Genomic DNA, 19,647 nt, shown 5'->3' with positions numbered 1-19,647 from the left:
TCTCAACATGAAAAATTCAATCAAACAACTTATAAGAGCAGTACTTTCACTTTTATCATTAACTGCCATATCCTGTGAAAAATGGATAGAAACTGATTTTCCTACCAATCAGCTTCCTACGGAACTGGTCTTTGAAGACGAACAGACTGCTGAAGCCGCTTTGGCTGGACTGTATGCTAACCTTTGGAACAATTCCCTGATATCAGGAGGACAGGACGGTATGGGACTCCTTTTAGGACTATATACAGATGATATCGCTACGGTAATTTCTGCTGGAAGCAATGGTATTGTTGATCTGTATTATAATCAGCAGATCCCTACCAACCTTATGGTTTTAAATGTCTGGACCAATGCCTACCAGCATATCTATGCTGCTAACAGCATTTTGGAGGGAGTAAAGAATTCAAAATCACTGTCACAGATTGTGAAGAACCGTATTACAGGAGAGGCTCTTTTCATAAGATCCCTCCTGTATTTCTACCTTTATCAAATCTACGGTGATATCCCATTTGCTGGCACCACCGACTATAAGGTTAACAGTAAACTTTCTAAACTTTCAGAAAATGATATGCTGAACCGTTTGGAGAAAGATCTTTCAGAGACGGTTGGACTGCTGCCTTCTGCGTACCGGAGTACAGAAAGGATTTATCCCAATAAGGCTTCCGGGTATATCCTTCTGGCCAAGGTCAAGATGCTTCTTGGCAAATGGCCACAAGCAGAAGTATTATTAGGTGCTGTTATGCAGTCTTCTGATTATTCATTCCAGAATGATATTACCAAAGTATTTCAAAAAAACGGAAGCCACATTATCTGGCAGTTAAAGCCTAAAAACGAAGGAGATGCTACCAAAGAAGCTTCACTCTATAACTTCTCAGGAATTCCCACTACCTATATGCTTAATACTGACCTTGTGAACAGTTTCGTCAGTTCCGATCTGAGAAAACAGGCATATATCTCCAAAGAAACAGCACAAGGGCAGGTTAATTATAAATCAGTTAAGTATAAGAATCTTCAAGGCAGTAATTCTACTGAATACTCTGTGATCTACAGGCTGGAAGAAGTGTATTTGATGTATGCGGAAACACTGATCCATCAGAACAGGGTAGTGGAAGCGATTCCTCACCTCAATAAAACAAGAGTAAGAGCAGGTCTTGATCCTTTGCCGCAGACTCTCAGCCAGCCTACAGCAATGAATGAATTGATGGGTGAAAAAAGAAAGGAGTTTTTCAGCGAGCACGGCATCCGCTTTTTCGACCTGAAAAGATGGGGAATGCTAGGTGAACTGATTACAGTAAAACCTAACTGGAAATCTCATTATGAGAGATGGCCTTTGCCTCAGCAGGAAATGCTTCTTAATTCGAATCTTAACCCTCAGAATCATGGATATTAGAAATCAGGCTATCATTTATAAAAGAAGAAGGCTATGAAGATAATTGATAAAATAGTACAGATCATAATTTTAATTCTGATGTTTATTGCTCAGCAGTTACCCGCGCAGGTTAATCTTGAGAAACTTGATGAGGCAACGGGGCATTCTGAAGAAATTCGTTTTCTTTCCACTTCGCGAAATGGCAGATGGAAAGTATGGCAGTCATCGTATGAAATAAAACCTCATCAATTGAAAATCGCTGACAGTTATCATCCTGAATCACTCTTTACAGAAGAAGGAGTAGGAGCATGGAAGCAGGTTGGGGATGACGGCCTCCTCATGAAAAAAGGAAGCAACCTCATTTACAGAACTCTGGGAACAAACAAAGAAACGATTTATAACCATGTTAAAGAATTCGGATATCATGAAGCTCAGGATTTGTTCTGGATACTTCATAATGAAAAGTTCAGGAAGGCTTTAAAAATCTATAATCACGATTCAAAACTGATTAACACCATATCTGATGTAGAAAGGGTATTTGCACTTAAAAACGAACTGATACTATTAATAAAAAAGAATGAAAATAACGAATTATATCGTTATAATGACAGTAACCTTAAATTAATCTGGTCAGGTACCGCTGAGCTGTACAGAATTTATGAGTCTGGTTTAGAATATAAAGGGTATACCTTAATCTTACAGAAACCCAATGGTTTGAAAACGTACTATGTGAATGAAGGTGCACACCTGATAGAACTCTCAACAGATGGAGATGAGTACTTTGATGATGTGAGCCAATATCCTTCCGCAGATGTCAATGCTGTTTATCTGCGGCTGAGCCACCTGAAGAAAAAAGAAAAGGGGATGGTGGATATCTGGTATGGAAAGGATTATGATCTTGAGCAGCACTTCCATGAAAAGCCTTTCCATAGGTATGTTCTGTGGTATCCATTAGAAAACAGAATAGTATCTTCTGATAGCAAACGTTTTAGTAAAATGACTGCTTTAGGAAGATCAGGATTATTTCTGACAAAAGAAAGAGATTCTACGTTGGTAGATGCTTATGATAAGAAAGGAAAGGACTATCCGGAGCGGTTCTTTATTTATAACCCTGAAATTAAAAGTCACCTCTTTTTAGATGAGATCTCTCAGGGAATTAACCTAAGTCCTTCAGGAAGATGGTTGCTATACAAAAAAGATAGAAGATGGTTCTCATACAGTACCAAGACGAATCAGAGAAAAGAAATTGACATTCCTGAGTCTTCAACACCATACTACTGTTCATCTGACGAAGTTCTTTGGGTGATGGGTAATGAAATATGGATTCAGAATCTAAGGAATCTTACAGAGTCCGGAAAAAATACTTTTGTTGGTAATGTTGAAATTCTTAATGCTGAAAAGCAAACGTCAGACTTGGGATATAGCATTATGAGCCCTGCTGTGAATCTTACTAAAGAACTTCTGTTAAAGATCACTGAAAACGGTTCTACCAGATCTTCTGTAGCCAGCTGGAAAAACAGGCAGTCTTCCAACATTACTTGTAATACAGAAGACAGAATTACTGAGGTCTCCTACAATCAGGTTTCAAAGTCTTATACCTGGATCAGGGAAAACTATAACAAGTCTTCTGAAATAATCATTAAAAAGGAAGGAGAAAAAGCATTCATCCTCTATGCATCTCAAGAACTAGCTTCTACTAAAACACTCACCATGAAACGTCTATATTATAAAGGTCCTAACAATGAAAATTTGAGTGCTATTCTGTATTTTCCTCCCGATTTTAAGGAAGATAAAAAATATCCGGTAATTCTTTCTATATACGAAATGCAAAGTCAGAATGCCAATAAATATCTTTATCCTACTTTTAAAAACTCCAGAGGTTTTAATGAAAGACTCTTTCTTGAATCAGGGTATATGGTCTTACTCCCGGATATCAGTCCGGGAGATAAAGGACCAGGATACTCAGCATTTCATTGTGTGAACAATGCCCTCGACCAACTTGCAACAATACAACAGGCGGATATGAAAAGGGTAGGTCTTGTAGGACAGTCTTTTGGCGGGTATGAGACCAATTTTATTGCTTCTCAATCGGACCGTTTTGCTGCTTATATCTCAGGGGCATCCATTTCAGATGTAATCAATACCTCTTTTGCATTTAATTATAATCATTTTTCTGCCGATTACTGGAGATACGAAGACGGGCAGTTCAGGTTCGGAGATTTTGTAAGCAATAAACAGAAGTATATGGATAATAATCCGCTGTATTATGCTCATCAGGTTAATGCTCCTGTGTTATTATGGACAGGCACAGCAGATAAGAATGTGAACCCGGAACAAACCCGGTCATTTTATAATGCACTCCGTAAGCATAAAAAAAACGTCATTGCTCTTTTCTATCAGGATGAACTACACACATTAACCAAAGAGAATACCCGCAAAGATCTCAGTATTAAGATGCTTGAGTGGTTCGGATATTTTCTTCAAGATTATAAAAGTATTCTATGGATTAAAAAACAGATGAAAAGGGATGCTGATTAGCATAATCATAAATGTCTTCATAACTAAAGAGCAAATGAACTTATAAAATCAACAACTGATGTATGCCGTTTGATAGTAAATCTGTTTTGATTAAATTTAATACAGATTCTCAAGTTAAATTGGGGTATCATAGTAATTAGTTTAATCCTCGGAATTTCCGAGGATTTTTATTTTCACAGTCAACTAAACCTGATTATAATATCTATATCATTTTAAAAGGCAAATATTTTTGTCTCTTTGCGGAGGAAGTTTTGAAATCAAAGGATCTTAATTATGTAAAAACATCATATTTTAAACGTTGATTTCTTCGTAAGAGCTACTTTTAATAATATGACAGTCGGTTCAGGTTTGGATATTTTTTCTGGATTATAAAGGTATTCTATGGGTGAATAAAGAAATGAGATGGCAATATTAAGAGTAATCCAAGTGATCCTTTATTTCTTTCGGGCTTTATGCAAATAATATCATGGCATTATTTCTATATGTTTATGAGAAAAATAACAAGACCTCTGATAAAATACCAGAGGCCTTGCTAGTCAGACAATTGAATTTTTATTACTATCTTTTTATATAGGTTTTGTTTCCGTTTTTATTGATATAATATTTACCACCTCTAGGGCCTGTCAATATTTCTTCACCATTAGGACCTTTTAAAGTTCGGTCTACGGTAGGTGTATAACTCTTTGCAGTGTTTGTGTTTGAAACAGTGGGTCTGTTAATAGTTTGAGTTTGTGGGTATATGGCCACTGTTTTTTCTTTTGCTGTACTGTAACGTTTATCAGTTGTACCATCTTTTTTTAGTCTTGTATTTGGGATGGCAGTTACATTGTCAGAAATAGTTGTTGAGCCTTTGGAAGAGGTATAGCGTTTATCTGGTGTGCCATCTTTTTTCAGTTTAACACTAGATGTTGTTTCCTTTTTTGTTTCAGGGGATTTTGTTGTTGTTGTTTGTGCAATACTTAAATTGACACAAAAGACCACAAAGCCTATCAATAATAGTTTTTTCATGCTTTTTTCTTTCATAGGTTTGGTTTTTATTGGTTATTGAAAGATTTAGTCAAGTAGCTCAAATATGTCTGCCAATCTTTACCGGTCAGCTTAATAAGATCTGACCAGGTATCGCCATACCTAATCATGAAATGTAAAACTTAGGCTGAATACCTGTGGCTTTATTTGTATGATATATAGAGTATTCTTAAAAAATCTAATCAAATTTAAAGAAGATATTTTTTAAATCCCGCCTAATATAAGTCGTCTTATTACTAATGTATTGTAGTTTTATCACTAGTGAATTAAAAACTATGCTATTAACAAATACCAGATATTACCGATTTGTCAAAATATTTGAATTAACAAGAGTCAAATTAAACATAAAAGTTTCATTACTCTATAAACAACTGCAAGATGCTGATTAACAGCCTTGATCCATGATTTATATACATTTGTTATGTTTAAATGTTTTTTTACCACCTATGGTGTTGCTTTTATTATCTCAATCCAATATGTTAGCTATCCTAATTGATATAGATAAAAAACTACATTCTTATAGTGATAATGTGACTGTATTGTCAGGTGTTTATTTACTAAGGAGATGTTAAATTTGTATTATTATTTATTTACGACTATTTAATTAAAGGTTGATGACAGTGAATTAAAAATGTAGATTAAAGATCACTTGGAAGAGAATTGGAAGATAGGTTGCTAACCGACAGTGGTAATGAGCATGAGGTGTAAATAGCTGAAGATAAAAGTCAGGTTTTCCTGTACATATTTTATAAAATATTATCAATAAAATATTATCACAATGAAAAAAATGTATTTATTACCAATTGTTCTGATGGGTGTGTTATCCTATGGACAGATGGGAGTCAATAACTTAACTCCCAAATCTACCGTCGATATAGCAAGCAAAACAACAGACGGAAGCACTTCTGAAGGGCTTCTTATCCCTCGTCTGACTGGTAACCAACTAAAAGCTGCAGAGACAGCAGCTGTATACGCTTCTGCTCAGCATGCTACCTTAGTGTTTGTAACTGCAGCTCCTGATTCTAACAATCGTACAGGTCAGGTAGAGGGTATGGATGCTCCTGGATTCTACTACTTTGATGCGGGAAGTAACCGTTGGATAAAAATATTATCCAGTGGAGCGAGTACACCGGCATTAACGCAACTTCTCTGTTCTGCAGCTACACATATAGGCGTTTTGGAAGCAACAAGTCCTGCTTCCGGTGTTAGTGTAACTGTCCCGTATAACGGAGGTAATGGAGGTGTTTATTCAGAACAAATTGTTCCATCTGTTGGTGTGACAGGAATTAATGCTGTTCTTGCTTCCGGAACGCTTAATAATGGCAGTGGTAATTTAATTTTCAATATTGTGGGAACTCCTGCTGCTGCTGGTACTGCTACTTTCAATATTAATTTAGGTGGAGAAAGCTGTGGTTTTAACATAATGGTCCAACCAAACACGAACTTCGCTGATGTGGTTCCCGTTATTATTAACGGAGAGACCCGACAGATGATGACCCGAAACTTGGGTGCAGATCCAACTATGGATCCTGATATTCCTACTCAAGCTATTATGGGAAGTTATTATCAATGGGGAAAGAAAAATGCTGCCGCTACAGCGTATACGAGCGAAGCTGCTATTTCGGGATGGAATACTACTAATGCTGCTAATAAGGCCTGGAACAGCGGTACGGAAGCAGCGCCTGTCAAGACAGCCAATGATCCATGTCCTGCTGGTTTCAGGGTACCTACTGGAAATGAACTGAGTGGATTTAATGCCGCTAGTACTGTTAGTAATATAGGAACATTTGTTGCCAGTCCAGGTAGTGCTACTAATTTTAGTGTGGCCAAGAAGTTTGTGAATAACGGCAGTACATTGACTTTTCCTGTTGCAGGTCAACGCAACTACTCCGCAGGAGTATTGGAAGAACGTGCTAATAGAGGCGTCTATTGGTCCAGTTCGGAATCCCAAGATTCTACCGTATACTCAATCTACTTTACGTTATTTTCGACTAATGTTTCTGGCTCGAATTTCGGATTCCGTACTATGGGATACTCTATACGTTGTATCTCAGAGTAGTTGCTATTTAATACAGATTTTCAAATAGAATTAATGTATTATAACACATTTTTTAATAACTATAATCAGGTTATTAGAATTCCGTGCAGTAGAGAAATTTGCAGTACTTCTTACTAAAGTAATTACACCATAAACACTAAGTGAATGGATACGGATTTTTTCTGGTTATAATACTGCTGTATACCAAGATCTATGCAGATCATTTCTAAACACATAAAATATTGAAATTATGGCAAAATTTATTATTACCCGAAGAGTCAACAAAGAATACCAGTTCAATCTTAAGACAGTTAATGGAGAGATTATCCTGACCAGTGAAGGGTATCTGCAAAAATCCTCTTGCCGTAAGGGAATAGAATCGGTCAAGATTCATTCTAAAGTTGACAAGATGTATGAGCGTAGAATAGCATCCAATGGCAAAAACTATTTTTGTTTAAAGTCTGCCAATGGGAAGGTGATCGGACAAAGTCAGCTGTACAGTTCCTCGTCCTCTATGGAACACGGGATCCAGTCTGTAAAAATCAGTGCAGTGGAAGCTGAAATTATTGATGATTCTATTGATGATAAAAAGAACAAAGATTAGTCAATTGGCTAACTCACTTGCCTATGTTCATTATTAAATAAGTAAATGTTGAACATTTGAAAAACAATTTTCAACCTTTTAATATTATAAAAAGCTACTTTACTGCTGCGATTTAAAATTCGTTAACGGAACAACTGTCAATTGTATACTCCTTATTTTATTTTTTGTTAACTATTGCCTTAGTAAAAAAAGAGGTGACATGGGGTTAGTGATAATATGACTTTAGATGTGTGGGAATCCTTTTAAAGATGACAACATTATTCTATTAAACAAATGAAGGATGCTTTTTAGCATCCTTCATCTTCTAGTTATGGAACTCTAAATAATACACTTAAACAACCTTCTTTAAAAAGGTTATGTTCTTGTGAACCTTCCATGTAAGTACATATGTCACCAGATGGTATGGTACTGCAGGGGGTTGTGGTCACATTACACTTCATACCTGGTGGCGCTAATGGATTAAAGCGGTATCCGAATTCAATGGTTTTTGCTGTTTCTTTTTCCGCTGTTGTAGCGTACGCACTTCCAATGCCTAAGACAAATACTGCAAAAGGCAGTGCGATTTTTCTCATTCTTTTCATGACGTTAAAATTGTTTTTTGCCTACTCTTTGTTCAGGTTTTCGGCTTCCCCTGAAATGAAATGTTGAATGATGTTTTGCGCAAAACGGTATCTTATCAGTTCATTTCCTATAATTGCAAAAAGTGTATTGTCCGTAATTAAGAATTCTGTTTTTGGGTTCCCTGTTTTTTTGGGAATGTAAAAGCTTCCCAAGTACTGTTGCCGTGCAGTAGCATACATATCAATGATTAATGAGCTATTTTGAGAGGCTTTGTTTTCAAATTTTCCTTTGCGTGGAGATTCTATAAACAGAATACCTTTATACACAAATGCATTTTTATTAACGATAATGGAAGGATTTTTCATCTTTTTACTTCCATCAGGAAGCTTTATGACTTCAATATCCGGAGCACTTATGTCATCAATAGTTTTATAGGTTTTCTTAGATCCCAAGCTAGTATCAAGAACAATAAACTGATTTTTGTAAGTATAGACATAAATAACTGTCTTATAGTCCGGATCATACAATAGTTTACCATCAGTATCAAAAATCCCATCTTGTATTTTTTCAAGGAGTTCAGGTTTAACAATAGCATACTCGTTATAATGAGGAAGTAATAATGCTAAAGATTGAATATCTTTTTGTTTCGAATAGGTGAGCACCACGAATTCATTGTTATCCGTAGCCTGAAGCTGGGTAAAGAAGGTCTGTTTGTAACTTAAGGTTTTTGCGGAATGTTTTCCTATCTCTCCTTTATAGATTATGGGAACTGTGCCATCATAAAGATAATAGTAAGGTGTATGTATCTGCAGTTTTGAACTCCTGAACAGAAAATCATACTGGTCAGGAATGATCTGGTATTCTTTTATTTTCTTAAAGGATGTATCTAAGCTATATAAATCAAATGGCTGCTCTATATTTCCCAGATAAAGCGAATCTTTTGTTTTTCCTGCAAAATAATAAGAATCAGATGTCAGCGTGAAGTGTTTATCCATATCAACCGGATGCTGCCAAAACCGACGGGTAAAATTATTTTCTTTCTGGATCATATATTCAGACTTTTCATAGAGTAAAAAAAGTACAAGTGCACTCAGCAGTGAAAAAATGAACAGCAGGAATATTGTCATCAATATATATTTTCTGCTTGGTCTTGTGATCCAAATAATAGCTATGGCTGCTACGCATGTCGCAATAATGTTAAAAATGAAATGTGTATGCCAATCCATTTTTTCAAGAATACCACCACAAGAGCAAGGAATGGATTCGCTGTAATGAAGGATAATATAAATGTATATGCTGAATAAAACCATCAGTATGAAAGAGCCGTAGAGGCCAATGAGTCTTGTCCGTTCAAAAATCAACAGTATACTGACGACAAGTTCAATCGCAAGGATCCCATAAGAAACAGAATTTGTAAAAGCATTTAGTATAGGAGATTGTGAGATTTGTAGCGTGAATTTTTCGAAATCCGCTATTTTGCTGATGGCTGCGTAACAGAAGAGGAGTATAAAGAAATATGATATTACTTCAGCTGCGATAATTTGTAATTTTCTCATGGTTTATTTTTTATGAGTTTTAACCAGGAATCAATAATTTCCAATAGGTTTTCAGGCCGCAATATTCAGGCATTATATCTCCTTTTAACAAGGTCACAGTAGTTTTGAAATTCCCCATACTTTCCCAGATGCCACTTGCAGGACATGGTAAGCCGGTGAAAACTGGTATGGTGGTATGAGGAATCATGGATTATTTGTAAGGTTTAATTATTTTGATAAGGACGCCAGTTGTCTCCATCCCGTACAGGAGGATCCTTTTCGGGGTTATTTACCTGCTCTGGTATTTTAGCAGAATCCCGCCTCATCAGTTTTACTTTAATCTCATAATTTGGTGTACTATGAGTATCAATATCTTCCTCGCGATGGATGCAGTTTTGCAAACAAACTGATCCTATCATAAGACTTAAAATTGGGATAAACTTTTTCATGGTAATAATTTTAATTGGGTTATCCCGGCCGGATTGAATTAGAATTCTAAGGTCAAAGTTATTGGGCTGATTGGTGAAAAAAAACCGTTATTCGGGGCAATTTTTAAATTGATACGTCTCAATTTAAAAATTGAGACATTTACTAAAATGCTTATAATTGATTAATATTCAGTGTTTTGAAAACAGTGTCTTTGGTTTTAGTACATTTCCCTGAAATATGATTTATTTCAAAACAAAATGTTTATTTTTGAGATGGTGAGGTTCTAATAATCAGTATATGAAAACGTTAAAGTATTTTATTTTCCTATTTTCTACCTTTTCTCAGTTATTATTTTCAAACAATAAAAATGGAAGAACATTCCATGAAATAAGAAAAACTTATGAAAAAATGACTATTGACGACATTAATGCAATGCCGGCTGTCAAATTATATATTGAAAAAGCTAAGAAAGAAAATAATACTGACAAACTGATTCAAGGCTACAGGGATGGCAGGCAGTTCGACTTTCATAACAAAATTAAATATGCTGACAGTGCCATAAGTATGAGTTTAGTTCATGGTTCAACGGGTGATATCAGTAAAGATTATCTCAGCAAAGGCATTATTTATTACTTCTACCATAAGAAATATAAACTGGCTTTAAACGAATATCTTAAAGCATATCAATTCTTAAAAGGATCAAATGATGAGTACCACCACTATAAAGTGATTTATCATCTGGGAATTGTTAAAGGGCATCTTGGTTATTATGATGAAGCTCTGAAGCACTTTAATGATTGTATTTCATTTTACAGTTCGAAGATGAATGAAAAGCAACATGAGAATGAAAGATTTAATTATAGTAAAGCATATTTTAATTGTCTACATCAAATGACGGTTATCAACAGATATCTTAAAAGTTTTGTAAAGAGTGACAGCCTAAGTGAATTAGGGTATAAGCTAACCTTAAACGATAATGATTTTGCTTTGGAAAACAGTTACTTTCTGAAATGTATTGGAATTTCAAAATATCAGAAGAAAGAGTATGCAAAGGCTGAATCAGATCTAAAAAAATCATTGCCAACAATTCTAAAACGAAATGATTTTGCCTGGGCTTCTGTCGTATATTATTATTTAGGAAAAACTTCGGAAGCTCAAAGTAATGTATATAGTTCAATTGAGTATTACAATAAGATAGATTCTATTTTTGTAAAGCATGCGTTTATCCTGCCTGAAGTTTATAAAGGGTATAATTTCCTGATTCATTATTATAAAAATAAGGATATTAATCAGCAGCTTTATTATACCAATCAGCTTCTTAAAGCTGACAGTGTGATCAGTAAAGATTATGCTTTTCTCTCGTCAAAACTTCATAAAGATTATGACCGCAGGACATTGATAGAAGAAAAGGAAGCTATACAAAAAGCCGGCAGAAATAAAATGATATTTGCGGCAGTTCTCATTTTCATGGGAACTGTAATTCTGATATTTTTTATAGTAAGATACAGAAAAGATCAGAAAATTAAAAAGCAATATGATCTTCTGCAAAAACGAATATCAGACGGCACTTATATGCTCAACCATCTTATAAAAGAACATGCTGGTGAATACTCAGTAAGGAAAACATTTCTTACTCCAGAATTAACGTCTGAAATCAAGGAGAAACTTGAAAAATTTGAACAGGAACAGCAATTTAGAAAAAAAGGTCTTACCCAGCAAAATATTGCGAGTAAATTAGGAACGAATGCCCATTATTTATCAATATATATAAATGAGAATAAAGGTATGAATTTCAATAAATATATGGCTGAGCTAAGAATCAACTATATCACCAATCTCCTCAATACTGACACTAAATATCTTCAATATAAGATTGATGCATTAGCTGATGAGTGCGGAATTGCGGCCAGACAAAATTTTTCCAATCTTTTTTTTGAAATTAACGGGATTCGTCCTGCAGATTATATAAAAAAACGTAAACAAGATTTGGAAATCAGCTGATTAGGTATGTGATCCGCAAAATTTTGTAAATTTCTAAAAAAAGGACATGGTAACAAAAACAATTTTTAGAAAAATTATCGCATTGCATGAAGATCTGGAGTTAAAAATTAATGAAATATATGATGATGACAAAGATATGGTAAAGGTTTCTGAAAAGTCTTTACTCCTGATTGATGCATCAATCAGGACCTTAAAGGATATCATTTCAAAACATCATTTCGAGAATATCGCTGAAGAAGTTTACTTTTTTAAAAATCTCAAGCCTCTGTTTATTTCAAAATTTATTTATTATTCCACTATTTTGGATATTGAGTCACACAAACCGAATACAGGTAATAAGGTTTTAAAAAAGTATTATGAAGCTGAGCAGGAAAAACTGAAGGTATTTTATTCTACACAATCAGAATTTTATAGCTATTACAGGCGTGATGCTACTTACCTTGATCATAAGATTTTTGTCCGGAATTCTTATGATTTGAAAATGAAATTATCATTTGGTTTTTACAATTTTGACAACAGCTTTACCACATCACATGATCAAGTGGTTTCAAGGATTATCGCCAATCAACAATTGGGTCAATATTTAAAAAAACAGATTGAAAATCTATGGGGCCATAGTAGTAGGAATACTTTATCCCCGTTAACATGGTCTGCTTCAAAAGTCAGTTTGATTGAACTGGTTTATGCACTTTATCATATGCGTTGTTTTAATGGTGGAAATATTGAATTAAGCGAGGTCATCAAATTTGTAGAGAAATCTTTAAATACTGACCTTGGAAATTTTCATAAAACCGTATTTGAAATCAGGAACCGCAAACAAGGACCTACTAAATTTTTACAGTTAATCAGTGATAATCTAAATCAGCATTTTATGAATGCAGAAGGAGAATGACTTAGGAATTGGTAAAGCCTCAATAACGACTAATCTTACTGAGGCTTTTTTATCTTACTGAATCAGATGTTTTAGATTAGGATCACTATTGATTCTTTCTATCTCACTTGTAATAACGGAAAGAATATCAGCTTTAATACGGTTATAGTTATTATTAATTTCTTTCTGCATAGTATCATTTCCTTCCTCACTAACAAAAGACCGAATCTGTGGTATTCTTTGATATTTTTTTAATTCTGCAGAAAGCTTAACGTGATCTACGACAATCTCCGAGTGAAATATTTTCTGTTCTATTCTTTCATCATAATTATCTGAAACCGCGCCCACAAAAAATCCCTGTGTTAACGTTGAAATTTTAGAAGCAGGGATCAGACTGTCCAATTGTGTTGAAATAGAGGTGGAGGTATCATTTCTGTTAATGGATATACTCTGTCTTTTTTGCAGTATCTTCCCAAAACGTTCTGACAACGTTTTAGCTGTTTCTCCTACCACCTGACCGCTGAAAATATTTCCGACAGTATTCTGAATCACTCTGCTTTCTTTGTCGCCATAGTCTCTTGTTAATTGTGAGAAATCCTGAAATCCTAAACAAACCGAAACTTTATTGCTTCTCGCTGTTGCAATCAGGTTATCAAGACCCCTGAAATAGATAGTGGGTAGTTCATCAATGATTACTGAACTTTTCAAGCGGTCTTTTTTATTGATCAATTTAACAATTCTTGAATTGTAGAGACCTAATGCAGCGGAGTAAATATTCTGGCGGTCGGGATTATTACCTATACATAGTATCTTGGGTTCCTCAGGATTATTAATATCCAGCGAAAAATCATCACCGGTCATCACCCAATAAAGTTGTGGGGAGATCATTCTTGATAATGGAATTTTTGCCGAAGCGATTTGTCCCTGCAGCTGGTCCTGCGCACCTCCCTTCCATGCATCCATAAAAGGAGAGAGATAGTTTTCTAATTCGGAATATGAGGTTAAAATTGTAAATATATCTTCATATTTTTTATTCAAAAGTTCAATTGCATGTGGGAAAGTACAGTATTGACCATTTTCATAAATTTTCAAAAACCAAATAACTGCTGCTAAAAGAATAATTGGGCTTTCCACAAAAAAGTCACCTTGCTTCTGTATCCAGCTTCTGTTAAGGTTGAGCATGATGGTATAAGCAGCTTCATAGGCATCGGATATATCAGTCATGAAATCCGGATGTAAAGGATTACACCTATGGCTTTTTCGGGGATTATCAAAGTTGATGATGTAGAACTTCGGTTTTATTTTATAAGCATTAGAATGGAGAAGAAGATGATTATAGGCGATGGTAGACAAGTCGTCAAATTTAAAGTCATAGATATACATTGAAAATCCTTTTTCAATGTGTTGCCTGATATAACTGTTGATGATGGCAAATGATTTACCCGAACCTGGAGTACCTAGTACAATCGTTGCCCTAAATGGATTCACCACATTAATCCACCCGTTGTTCCAATGGCCACGATAATAAAATTTTGTTGGGATATTAACAGAATATTCATTGTATAGTAATTTTGTTTCCTGTTGAAAACTTTCATTTTCACTATTGAATACATCATTCATCAGATTACTTTTCAAAAGACGACCCATCCAGATTCCTGCTGCCATAAGAGAGATATACCCTAAGCCAGTAGTAAGGATATAAAGTTGTGAAGCAATAGGTGATGAAAACTTCAGTATAGGTGTATTCAGAAAGAACAAAACGAATCCTATGCTTAATGCTCCGTTGATTTTCGACCTGTTTATCTTTTCATTTTTAACGCCCTTGGTACCTAAGCAGCTTACTGCAAGCAATACGAAGCCAAAAAGTTTAGAGAAAATAGTATGTGAAAATAAAGCTGCAGTTGTGTTGAAATTGACTAATATTTTGTTAATGATACCTAAAGTCCAACCACGCCCTAAAAAGAAAGGGTAACAAAACCAATAAAGGTGCATTAATATTAGTATGATACTCACGGCTCTCATGAAAGCCATTATTTTGGCTAAGCCTCTCAAGTCGTCTTCCCCTTGCATATATGAATTATTTGCCAAACAATATATTCATACAAATGCTTTATCAGCAGCCAGAAGTATTTTCTGGTCCTCTTTGGCTATCATTGTCCAATAAGACTGCCCCAACAGATATCTATCATTTTTCCCGGAACCTATTCTTTTTTCTTTTCATTTTCTTCATAAAATCAATTTCTTCATAATCATCTTCCTGTATTTCTGGAAGCAGGCCACTTAATACATTAAGAATATTATCATCCTGTTTTGAAAGAGTGTTGGAAAAATCAAATAAATGGTGCACACCTGTTTCATCAAAATTGAACAGATTTCCCAGCTTTAAAATTGAGAATTGTTTTTCAGAAAGGTCTTTATTATCTTCATTTGTATTATTCCAGCAATCATTAAATGAACTCGCAGAAAACTCTTTGCCTAACCTTGATCCGTTCCAAATTGTTTTAGAGTGATGATCAATAAATGTCATACCATATATCCTTCCTTGTTCATTTCTTCTCACAACCATATCAATGCCTTTGTCAGCCAATTGTTTTTTTAAGTCTTGTTCACCTTTTGAATAGTGTAAAGCATCCCCGATTTTTGATTTTAGGATGGATTTGACCCAATGATTTTTCATATTTGTCCTATTATACTCAAAATGTTTTTCAAGAAAATCAATACCGGTGTTTTTTCCAATTAAGGAAGCTTTCAATGGACTTCCTGTTTTTTTACCCGACTCATTTAAGGGAAAGTACAACAAACCTTTTTTTAGTTTTCCATGCAGCTTACCTTCCACTTTTTCAGTGGTAATATTAAAAAGAGAGAGAAGAGCATTGTATTCACCCAAACTCTGAAACTGATAGTATTGGGGCAGGTGGCGGATAACTGAAGAGATCTGACTTTTTATATTACCTTTTACATAATCCACTGGCTGGAAAATCTTATCATTTTTCCGGGGTACTTTATCAACTGCACAGAGCAAACCAAATTTTTTTTCCAACTTCCGGCAGGCTTTCATTGATCTTATTTTCTCGAATGAATCAGAAATCTTTTTACCTGTATCATCTATACAGACAGATACAATATGAATGTGACTTCTTTCAATATCTGTATGTTTGAAGACTATAAAAGGCTGGTCTCCATAACCCATTTCCTGCATGTATTGCTCAGCAATTTGCTTAAATTGTTCGTTGGAAACCTTATCTTTTGGGTCGGGATTAATGGAAATATGTAATGTATGCTTTTCTGTTTTTCGGTTAGAGAGAAGGTAGGGCTCAAAAGAACGCATTAATTCTGGGATTGTAAACTCTCCACAGCTTGTTTCCACTATCTTATGGGTAAAAAGAATTTTACCTTTTTCTTGCTGCACTTTTATATTGTTATATGATAAAGCTCCAAAGAGATTACTGCTTCTTCCGATTTTTGCGATCATTTTATTATTTATTTTGTAAATGTTTCTGCTCAAAGTCCCCGGTAATCTGAATAACTTTTTTTAAAATTTCTATCATTTCTAATGTTTGTTTTTCCAGTTTATACAGAAATAATGCAGCTTTTTTTTCAGAAAAGTTGCTGTAAAGGATCTTCACAATCTGATTGTAATTGATACCCACTGAGCGAAACTGACTGTAAAATGAAGTCAATCTCATGTAAAAATCAATGGTTCCTTTATCAATTCTGATGGTTTGTATCTTTTTATCAAAAATACAGGAGGTAATAAAATGGGCTTTTACATTCATTCCGGACTGTTCGAATAAACTAAGGAAACGGGCATGTTCAGCTTCATTCAAAGAGATAGTATATCTAATCTTGGCAGGATCAACTTTAGGATGTCGTCCTCCCTTTTTCTTTTGTTCATTGTTTTTATCATTCATAATCTTCTACTTTAATATATAAACACCGACTTCGGAGGTTGTTTTTCTGCCCCCTGCAAGGGCAAGTTGTTTTTAGCATCGGAAATCATTTCGAGATGCTCAAAACACAACTTGCCCCTTTCGGGTGAAAGAATAACCCCTTAATAACCAATGTTTTTTACTGTTACAAAGTAACTCTGAATAGTAAAGAATATAGATAATAATAAAAGCGCCAAACATAGACACTGCAAGCCAAAGACAACAGTAGAAGAATAGGTGGCAGTTATATACTTTTTATTTGCGCAAGACTCTCAGCAAGATTGCTGTCAAATTATCTTGTTTGATATCCTGAGCCCCTGCATGCAAGCGTTCAGGATCGTTTCAAGAAACTCAGGCAGGATAAAAGGGATTCATTAAGGACTTCAATGCAGCAGAATATATTGGATCCTTTCATTCAGGATTGATTGATTGATTGATTGATTGATTGATTGATTGATTGAAATTGCGTTAAGAAGCTATCCAGAACTCAGGGCTTCCGGCTATCAGCTGTATATCACACCTAAATGGACCCTCTACAGATCAAATATTAACAATTAAATATCAAATAAAATGCAGACAAAAAAACGACCATCCATTATTACATTCTCCACTCAAAAGGGTGGGGTAGGAAAAAGCACATTTACAACTCTTACTGCCAGTATTCTTCATTATCGTCTGGGATATAATGTTGCAGTATTTGACTGTGACTTTCCCCAGTACAGTTTAATACAAATGAGGGAAAGGGACTTAAAAACGGTAATGCAAAATGAAGTATTAAAAAAAATGGCTCATAAACAGTTTACTACCATAAATAAAAAGGCTTATCCAATTTTCCAGACTAGAGCAGACACGGTTTTGGAGGAAATTGAAAAATATTTAGATCATCAGGAAATAAGACCTGATATTATATTTTTAGATTTACCAGGAACAGTTAATACAGCAGGTGTTTTAAGAGCGCTTGCAAGTATTAATCATATATTTTCTCCTATCACAGCAGATCGCCTGGTACTAGAAAGTGCGCTCAGCTTTACAGATGTATTGACCAATGTGCTTATGAAGGAAAAATATACTGAGATTAGAAGTATTCAGCTTTTCTGGAATCAGGTTGACGGTAGAGAAAAAACCTTATTATATGAAAATTATGAAAAAATTATCGATGATTTAGGTCTTCAGTTAATGAATACAAGGGTTACAGACAGTAAAAGATTTCGTAAGGAAGGAGAGATTGCCAAAACTGTCTTCAAATCGACCTTATTACCAGCTGATCCAAAATTGATGGCAATATGTAGATTTGATCAGTTTATGAATGAATTTTTAGAGATTGTCAAATTATAAAGTATGGAAGACCATAATAATAAAAATGAAGAGAATCGTATTGATGAACAGTATCTGATGTCTATTATGGCAGGTGAAACAAAAAAAGAATTAGATGCTCATAAAAATATAACGGGAAAAGCTTCAGAGACAGTAAGCCATAAAGTTAAGACCAAGAAGAACTATGAATTGACATATGATGAGAAGTTTCTGAAGTATCATACGATGAGCAAACGCGGTGATAAAAGTATTTATATACGACCTGAATATCACGAACGTTTAACAAGAATAATACAAATTATAGCGGATGACCAAATTCCTTTGTATGCATATCTTGATAATATTCTAGCGCATCATTTTGAGATGTTTGAGAAAGAAATTACAGAGGACTTTAACAATAAATACCGTCCTATCTTTTAATATATCAACTTATGGAACACATTATTATAATAGGCTTAATTATAGTCATTGTATTGATTGTTTTGGATAAAAAGCCCAAAACCTATATAGAGAAATCAAAGGATAAAAGTACGCGTGATTTTCCATCGATAATGGGCAATACAAAAAAGGACACTAAAGATATAAACTTATTCAGCGCTGTTGAAAGACCTATTCACTACAATGAAAAATTCTCAGAAAATTTAAATTCAGAAACTTTTGACGAAATTATTGACAATATCGATCAGAGGAACGATTTAAATGAAATTCTTATTACAATGAAAGATTTGGAAAAAGAGGAGGAAGATTGGCTTTATCAAGCGAATAATGGTACCGAAAGTGGCTTTGCCTCAGGGGTCACTTTTGAAGAATTGACCACAGTAGGAAAGTTACTTCAACAAAAGATATTAGAACCTGCTTTGGAAAAAGATGTGATACATATTATTCAAAAAGTTCATGGAACCGAGCTCTTAAGTCTGTTGGAAAATTCCATAGAAAATTCCTCACTCAAAATAGCAAGGCTATTGGACAATACATATCCTTCTGAAGCTGAAACCGATCCTTTTAGTACTGTCAATGATTTTGATATTGAAGAGTTTATATAAGCTTTTCAACAGTAATTATTTTTTATAATTTTCGCAAAACTTGTTAAAATCTTCTTCAAGATTATGTATATCTAGATTGAGCAGGTATAATTGTTTGAAAAAATGAGGAAGATCCTTTTTAATAAAATCTTCCTTTTTATAGGCAAGTACCAGCTCGTATCCTTCCTTAGTTATAGAGAAACCAATACCGCGTTGATTCATAATGATCCTTTTTTGCTCAAGAAATTCATAGGTGCGCACAATCGTGTTAGGGTTTACAATGAGCTGTGTGGCAAAATCCCTTATAGAAGGAATACGTTGTTCCGGTAGCCACTGTTTTAAAAGAATATTTTCGCAAATGATATCTGCTATTTGTAGATAAATTGGTATTTGATCTCTGAACTGCATTT

18 protein-coding genes are annotated in these 19,647 nt (G+C 34.6%); 9 read left to right on the top strand and 9 right to left on the bottom strand.

Annotation, left to right across the window (positions count from 1 at the left end; all coding sequences use genetic code 11):
- Positions 1 to 7 precede the first annotated feature (7 nt).
- Together LC457_RS06640 and LC457_RS06635 are read left to right on the top strand one after the other, a co-directional pair.
- Entirely contained in the window at positions 8 to 1,390 is a 1,383-nt protein-coding gene (locus LC457_RS06640; RefSeq protein WP_209784984.1) for a RagB/SusD family nutrient uptake outer membrane protein, read from the top strand.
- Between the two features lie 33 nt (positions 1,391 to 1,423).
- Complete coding sequence (locus LC457_RS06635; RefSeq protein WP_209784983.1) at positions 1,424 to 3,907, top strand: S9 family peptidase; 2,484 nt, start codon at positions 1,424 to 1,426, stop codon at positions 3,905 to 3,907.
- 558 nt (positions 3,908 to 4,465) lie between these two features.
- Here the strand turns inward: LC457_RS06635 and LC457_RS06630 are convergent.
- Positions 4,466 to 4,930 (bottom strand): hypothetical protein, encoded by a 465-nt coding sequence (locus LC457_RS06630; RefSeq protein WP_209784982.1) that lies wholly within the window; start codon positions 4,928 to 4,930, stop codon positions 4,466 to 4,468.
- 781 nt (positions 4,931 to 5,711) lie between these two features.
- Here LC457_RS06630 and LC457_RS06625 point away from each other — a divergent pair.
- Positions 5,712 to 6,992, top strand: a complete 1,281-nt coding sequence (locus LC457_RS06625) for an FISUMP domain-containing protein (RefSeq protein WP_209784981.1) — start codon at positions 5,712 to 5,714, stop codon at positions 6,990 to 6,992.
- 229 nt (positions 6,993 to 7,221) lie between these two features.
- Positions 7,222 to 7,575: a YegP family protein gene (locus tag LC457_RS06620; RefSeq protein WP_209784980.1), complete on the top strand. Its 354-nt coding sequence runs from the start codon at positions 7,222 to 7,224 to the stop codon at positions 7,573 to 7,575.
- A 308-nt stretch (positions 7,576 to 7,883) separates the two neighbouring features.
- On the opposite strand, the gene LC457_RS06615 is transcribed toward LC457_RS06620, so the two are convergent.
- Genes LC457_RS06615 through LC457_RS06600 form a run of 4 tightly spaced genes read right to left on the bottom strand, consistent with a single transcriptional unit; the run spans position 7,884 to position 10,120 of the window.
- Positions 7,884 to 8,156, bottom strand: a complete 273-nt coding sequence (locus LC457_RS06615) for a DUF6520 family protein (protein ID WP_209784979.1) — start codon at positions 8,154 to 8,156, stop codon at positions 7,884 to 7,886.
- A 21-nt stretch (positions 8,157 to 8,177) separates the two neighbouring features.
- The gene (locus LC457_RS06610; RefSeq protein WP_209784978.1) at positions 8,178 to 9,692 is read right to left on the bottom strand and encodes a MauE/DoxX family redox-associated membrane protein; all 1,515 of its coding nucleotides are present in this window, start codon (positions 9,690 to 9,692) and stop codon (positions 8,178 to 8,180) included.
- Between the two features lie 19 nt (positions 9,693 to 9,711).
- A complete protein-coding gene (locus LC457_RS06605) occupies positions 9,712 to 9,879 on the bottom strand; it encodes a hypothetical protein (protein ID WP_209784977.1) in 168 nt (55 codons plus the stop codon).
- A gap of 16 nt (positions 9,880 to 9,895) precedes the next feature.
- Positions 9,896 to 10,120 (bottom strand): hypothetical protein, encoded by a 225-nt coding sequence (locus LC457_RS06600; RefSeq protein WP_209784976.1) that lies wholly within the window; start codon positions 10,118 to 10,120, stop codon positions 9,896 to 9,898.
- Between the two features lie 277 nt (positions 10,121 to 10,397).
- Between LC457_RS06600 and LC457_RS06595 the strand changes: the two genes are divergently transcribed.
- The gene (locus LC457_RS06595) at positions 10,398 to 12,101 is read left to right on the top strand and encodes an AraC family transcriptional regulator (RefSeq protein WP_209784975.1); all 1,704 of its coding nucleotides are present in this window, start codon (positions 10,398 to 10,400) and stop codon (positions 12,099 to 12,101) included.
- A 46-nt stretch (positions 12,102 to 12,147) separates the two neighbouring features.
- Positions 12,148 to 12,993, top strand: a complete 846-nt coding sequence (locus tag LC457_RS06590; RefSeq protein ID WP_209784974.1) for an RteC domain-containing protein — start codon at positions 12,148 to 12,150, stop codon at positions 12,991 to 12,993.
- A 54-nt stretch (positions 12,994 to 13,047) separates the two neighbouring features.
- Here the strand turns inward: LC457_RS06590 and mobC are convergent, their stop codons facing one another.
- The 3 genes from mobC to mobA form a co-directional block, all read right to left on the bottom strand.
- Positions 13,048 to 15,042, bottom strand: coding sequence for a conjugal transfer protein MobC (mobC, locus tag LC457_RS06585; RefSeq protein WP_209784973.1), 1,995 nt, complete (start codon positions 15,040 to 15,042; stop codon positions 13,048 to 13,050).
- 115 nt (positions 15,043 to 15,157) lie between these two features.
- Positions 15,158 to 16,444 carry a conjugal transfer protein MobB gene (gene mobB, locus LC457_RS06580; protein WP_209784972.1) on the bottom strand — a complete coding sequence of 429 codons (1,287 nt, stop codon included), beginning with the start codon at positions 16,442 to 16,444 and terminating at the stop codon, positions 15,158 to 15,160.
- Between the two features lie 4 nt (positions 16,445 to 16,448).
- On the bottom strand, positions 16,449 to 16,883 hold the full coding sequence (gene mobA / locus LC457_RS06575; protein WP_209784971.1) for a conjugal transfer protein MobA: 435 nt from the start codon (positions 16,881 to 16,883) through the stop codon (positions 16,449 to 16,451).
- A gap of 588 nt (positions 16,884 to 17,471) precedes the next feature.
- Between mobA and LC457_RS06570 the strand changes: the two genes are divergently transcribed.
- Genes LC457_RS06570 through LC457_RS06560 form a run of 3 tightly spaced genes read left to right on the top strand, consistent with a single transcriptional unit; the run spans position 17,472 to position 19,258 of the window.
- Positions 17,472 to 18,236: a ParA family protein gene (locus LC457_RS06570; RefSeq protein WP_209784970.1), complete on the top strand. Its 765-nt coding sequence runs from the start codon at positions 17,472 to 17,474 to the stop codon at positions 18,234 to 18,236.
- 3 nt (positions 18,237 to 18,239) lie between these two features.
- Positions 18,240 to 18,635, top strand: coding sequence for a DUF3408 domain-containing protein (locus LC457_RS06565; RefSeq protein ID WP_209784969.1), 396 nt, complete (start codon positions 18,240 to 18,242; stop codon positions 18,633 to 18,635).
- A gap of 11 nt (positions 18,636 to 18,646) precedes the next feature.
- Positions 18,647 to 19,258 carry a hypothetical protein gene (locus LC457_RS06560; RefSeq protein ID WP_209784968.1) on the top strand — a complete coding sequence of 204 codons (612 nt, stop codon included), beginning with the start codon at positions 18,647 to 18,649 and terminating at the stop codon, positions 19,256 to 19,258.
- Between the two features lie 15 nt (positions 19,259 to 19,273).
- On the opposite strand, the gene LC457_RS06555 is transcribed toward LC457_RS06560, so the two are convergent.
- Positions 19,274 to 19,645, bottom strand: a complete 372-nt coding sequence (locus tag LC457_RS06555; RefSeq protein ID WP_209784967.1) for a GntR family transcriptional regulator — start codon at positions 19,643 to 19,645, stop codon at positions 19,274 to 19,276.
- Between the last annotated feature and the right edge of the window lie 2 nt (positions 19,646 to 19,647).

Source organism: Chryseobacterium sp. GVT01B, from assembly GCF_019970045.1.
Lineage (GTDB): Bacteria > Bacteroidota > Bacteroidia > Flavobacteriales > Weeksellaceae > Chryseobacterium.
This window is presented reverse-complemented; position numbering and strand designations above follow the sequence as displayed.

Bases quoted from the DNA above. Each gene is read 5' to 3' on its own strand.
- LC457_RS06640 (WP_209784984.1), top strand. From the start codon at position 8: ATGAAAAATTCAATCAAACAACTTATAAGAGCAGTACTTTCACTTTTA.
- LC457_RS06635 (WP_209784983.1), top strand. From the start codon at position 1,424: ATGAAGATAATTGATAAAATAGTACAGATCATAATTTTAATTCTGATG.
- LC457_RS06630 (WP_209784982.1), bottom strand. From the start codon at position 4,930: ATGAAAGAAAAAAGCATGAAAAAACTATTATTGATAGGCTTTGTGGTC.
- LC457_RS06625 (WP_209784981.1), top strand. From the start codon at position 5,712: ATGAAAAAAATGTATTTATTACCAATTGTTCTGATGGGTGTGTTATCC.
- LC457_RS06620 (WP_209784980.1), top strand. From the start codon at position 7,222: ATGGCAAAATTTATTATTACCCGAAGAGTCAACAAAGAATACCAGTTC.
- LC457_RS06615 (WP_209784979.1), bottom strand. From the start codon at position 8,156: ATGAAAAGAATGAGAAAAATCGCACTGCCTTTTGCAGTATTTGTCTTA.
- LC457_RS06610 (WP_209784978.1), bottom strand. From the start codon at position 9,692: ATGAGAAAATTACAAATTATCGCAGCTGAAGTAATATCATATTTCTTT.
- LC457_RS06605 (WP_209784977.1), bottom strand. From the start codon at position 9,879: ATGATTCCTCATACCACCATACCAGTTTTCACCGGCTTACCATGTCCT.
- LC457_RS06600 (WP_209784976.1), bottom strand. From the start codon at position 10,120: ATGAAAAAGTTTATCCCAATTTTAAGTCTTATGATAGGATCAGTTTGT.
- LC457_RS06595 (WP_209784975.1), top strand. From the start codon at position 10,398: ATGAAAACGTTAAAGTATTTTATTTTCCTATTTTCTACCTTTTCTCAG.
- LC457_RS06590 (WP_209784974.1), top strand. From the start codon at position 12,148: ATGGTAACAAAAACAATTTTTAGAAAAATTATCGCATTGCATGAAGAT.
- mobC (WP_209784973.1), bottom strand. From the start codon at position 15,042: ATGCAAGGGGAAGACGACTTGAGAGGCTTAGCCAAAATAATGGCTTTC.
- mobB (WP_209784972.1), bottom strand. From the start codon at position 16,444: ATGATCGCAAAAATCGGAAGAAGCAGTAATCTCTTTGGAGCTTTATCA.
- mobA (WP_209784971.1), bottom strand. From the start codon at position 16,883: ATGAATGATAAAAACAATGAACAAAAGAAAAAGGGAGGACGACATCCT.
- LC457_RS06570 (WP_209784970.1), top strand. From the start codon at position 17,472: ATGCAGACAAAAAAACGACCATCCATTATTACATTCTCCACTCAAAAG.
- LC457_RS06565 (WP_209784969.1), top strand. From the start codon at position 18,240: ATGGAAGACCATAATAATAAAAATGAAGAGAATCGTATTGATGAACAG.
- LC457_RS06560 (WP_209784968.1), top strand. From the start codon at position 18,647: ATGGAACACATTATTATAATAGGCTTAATTATAGTCATTGTATTGATT.
- LC457_RS06555 (WP_209784967.1), bottom strand. From the start codon at position 19,645: ATGCAGTTCAGAGATCAAATACCAATTTATCTACAAATAGCAGATATC.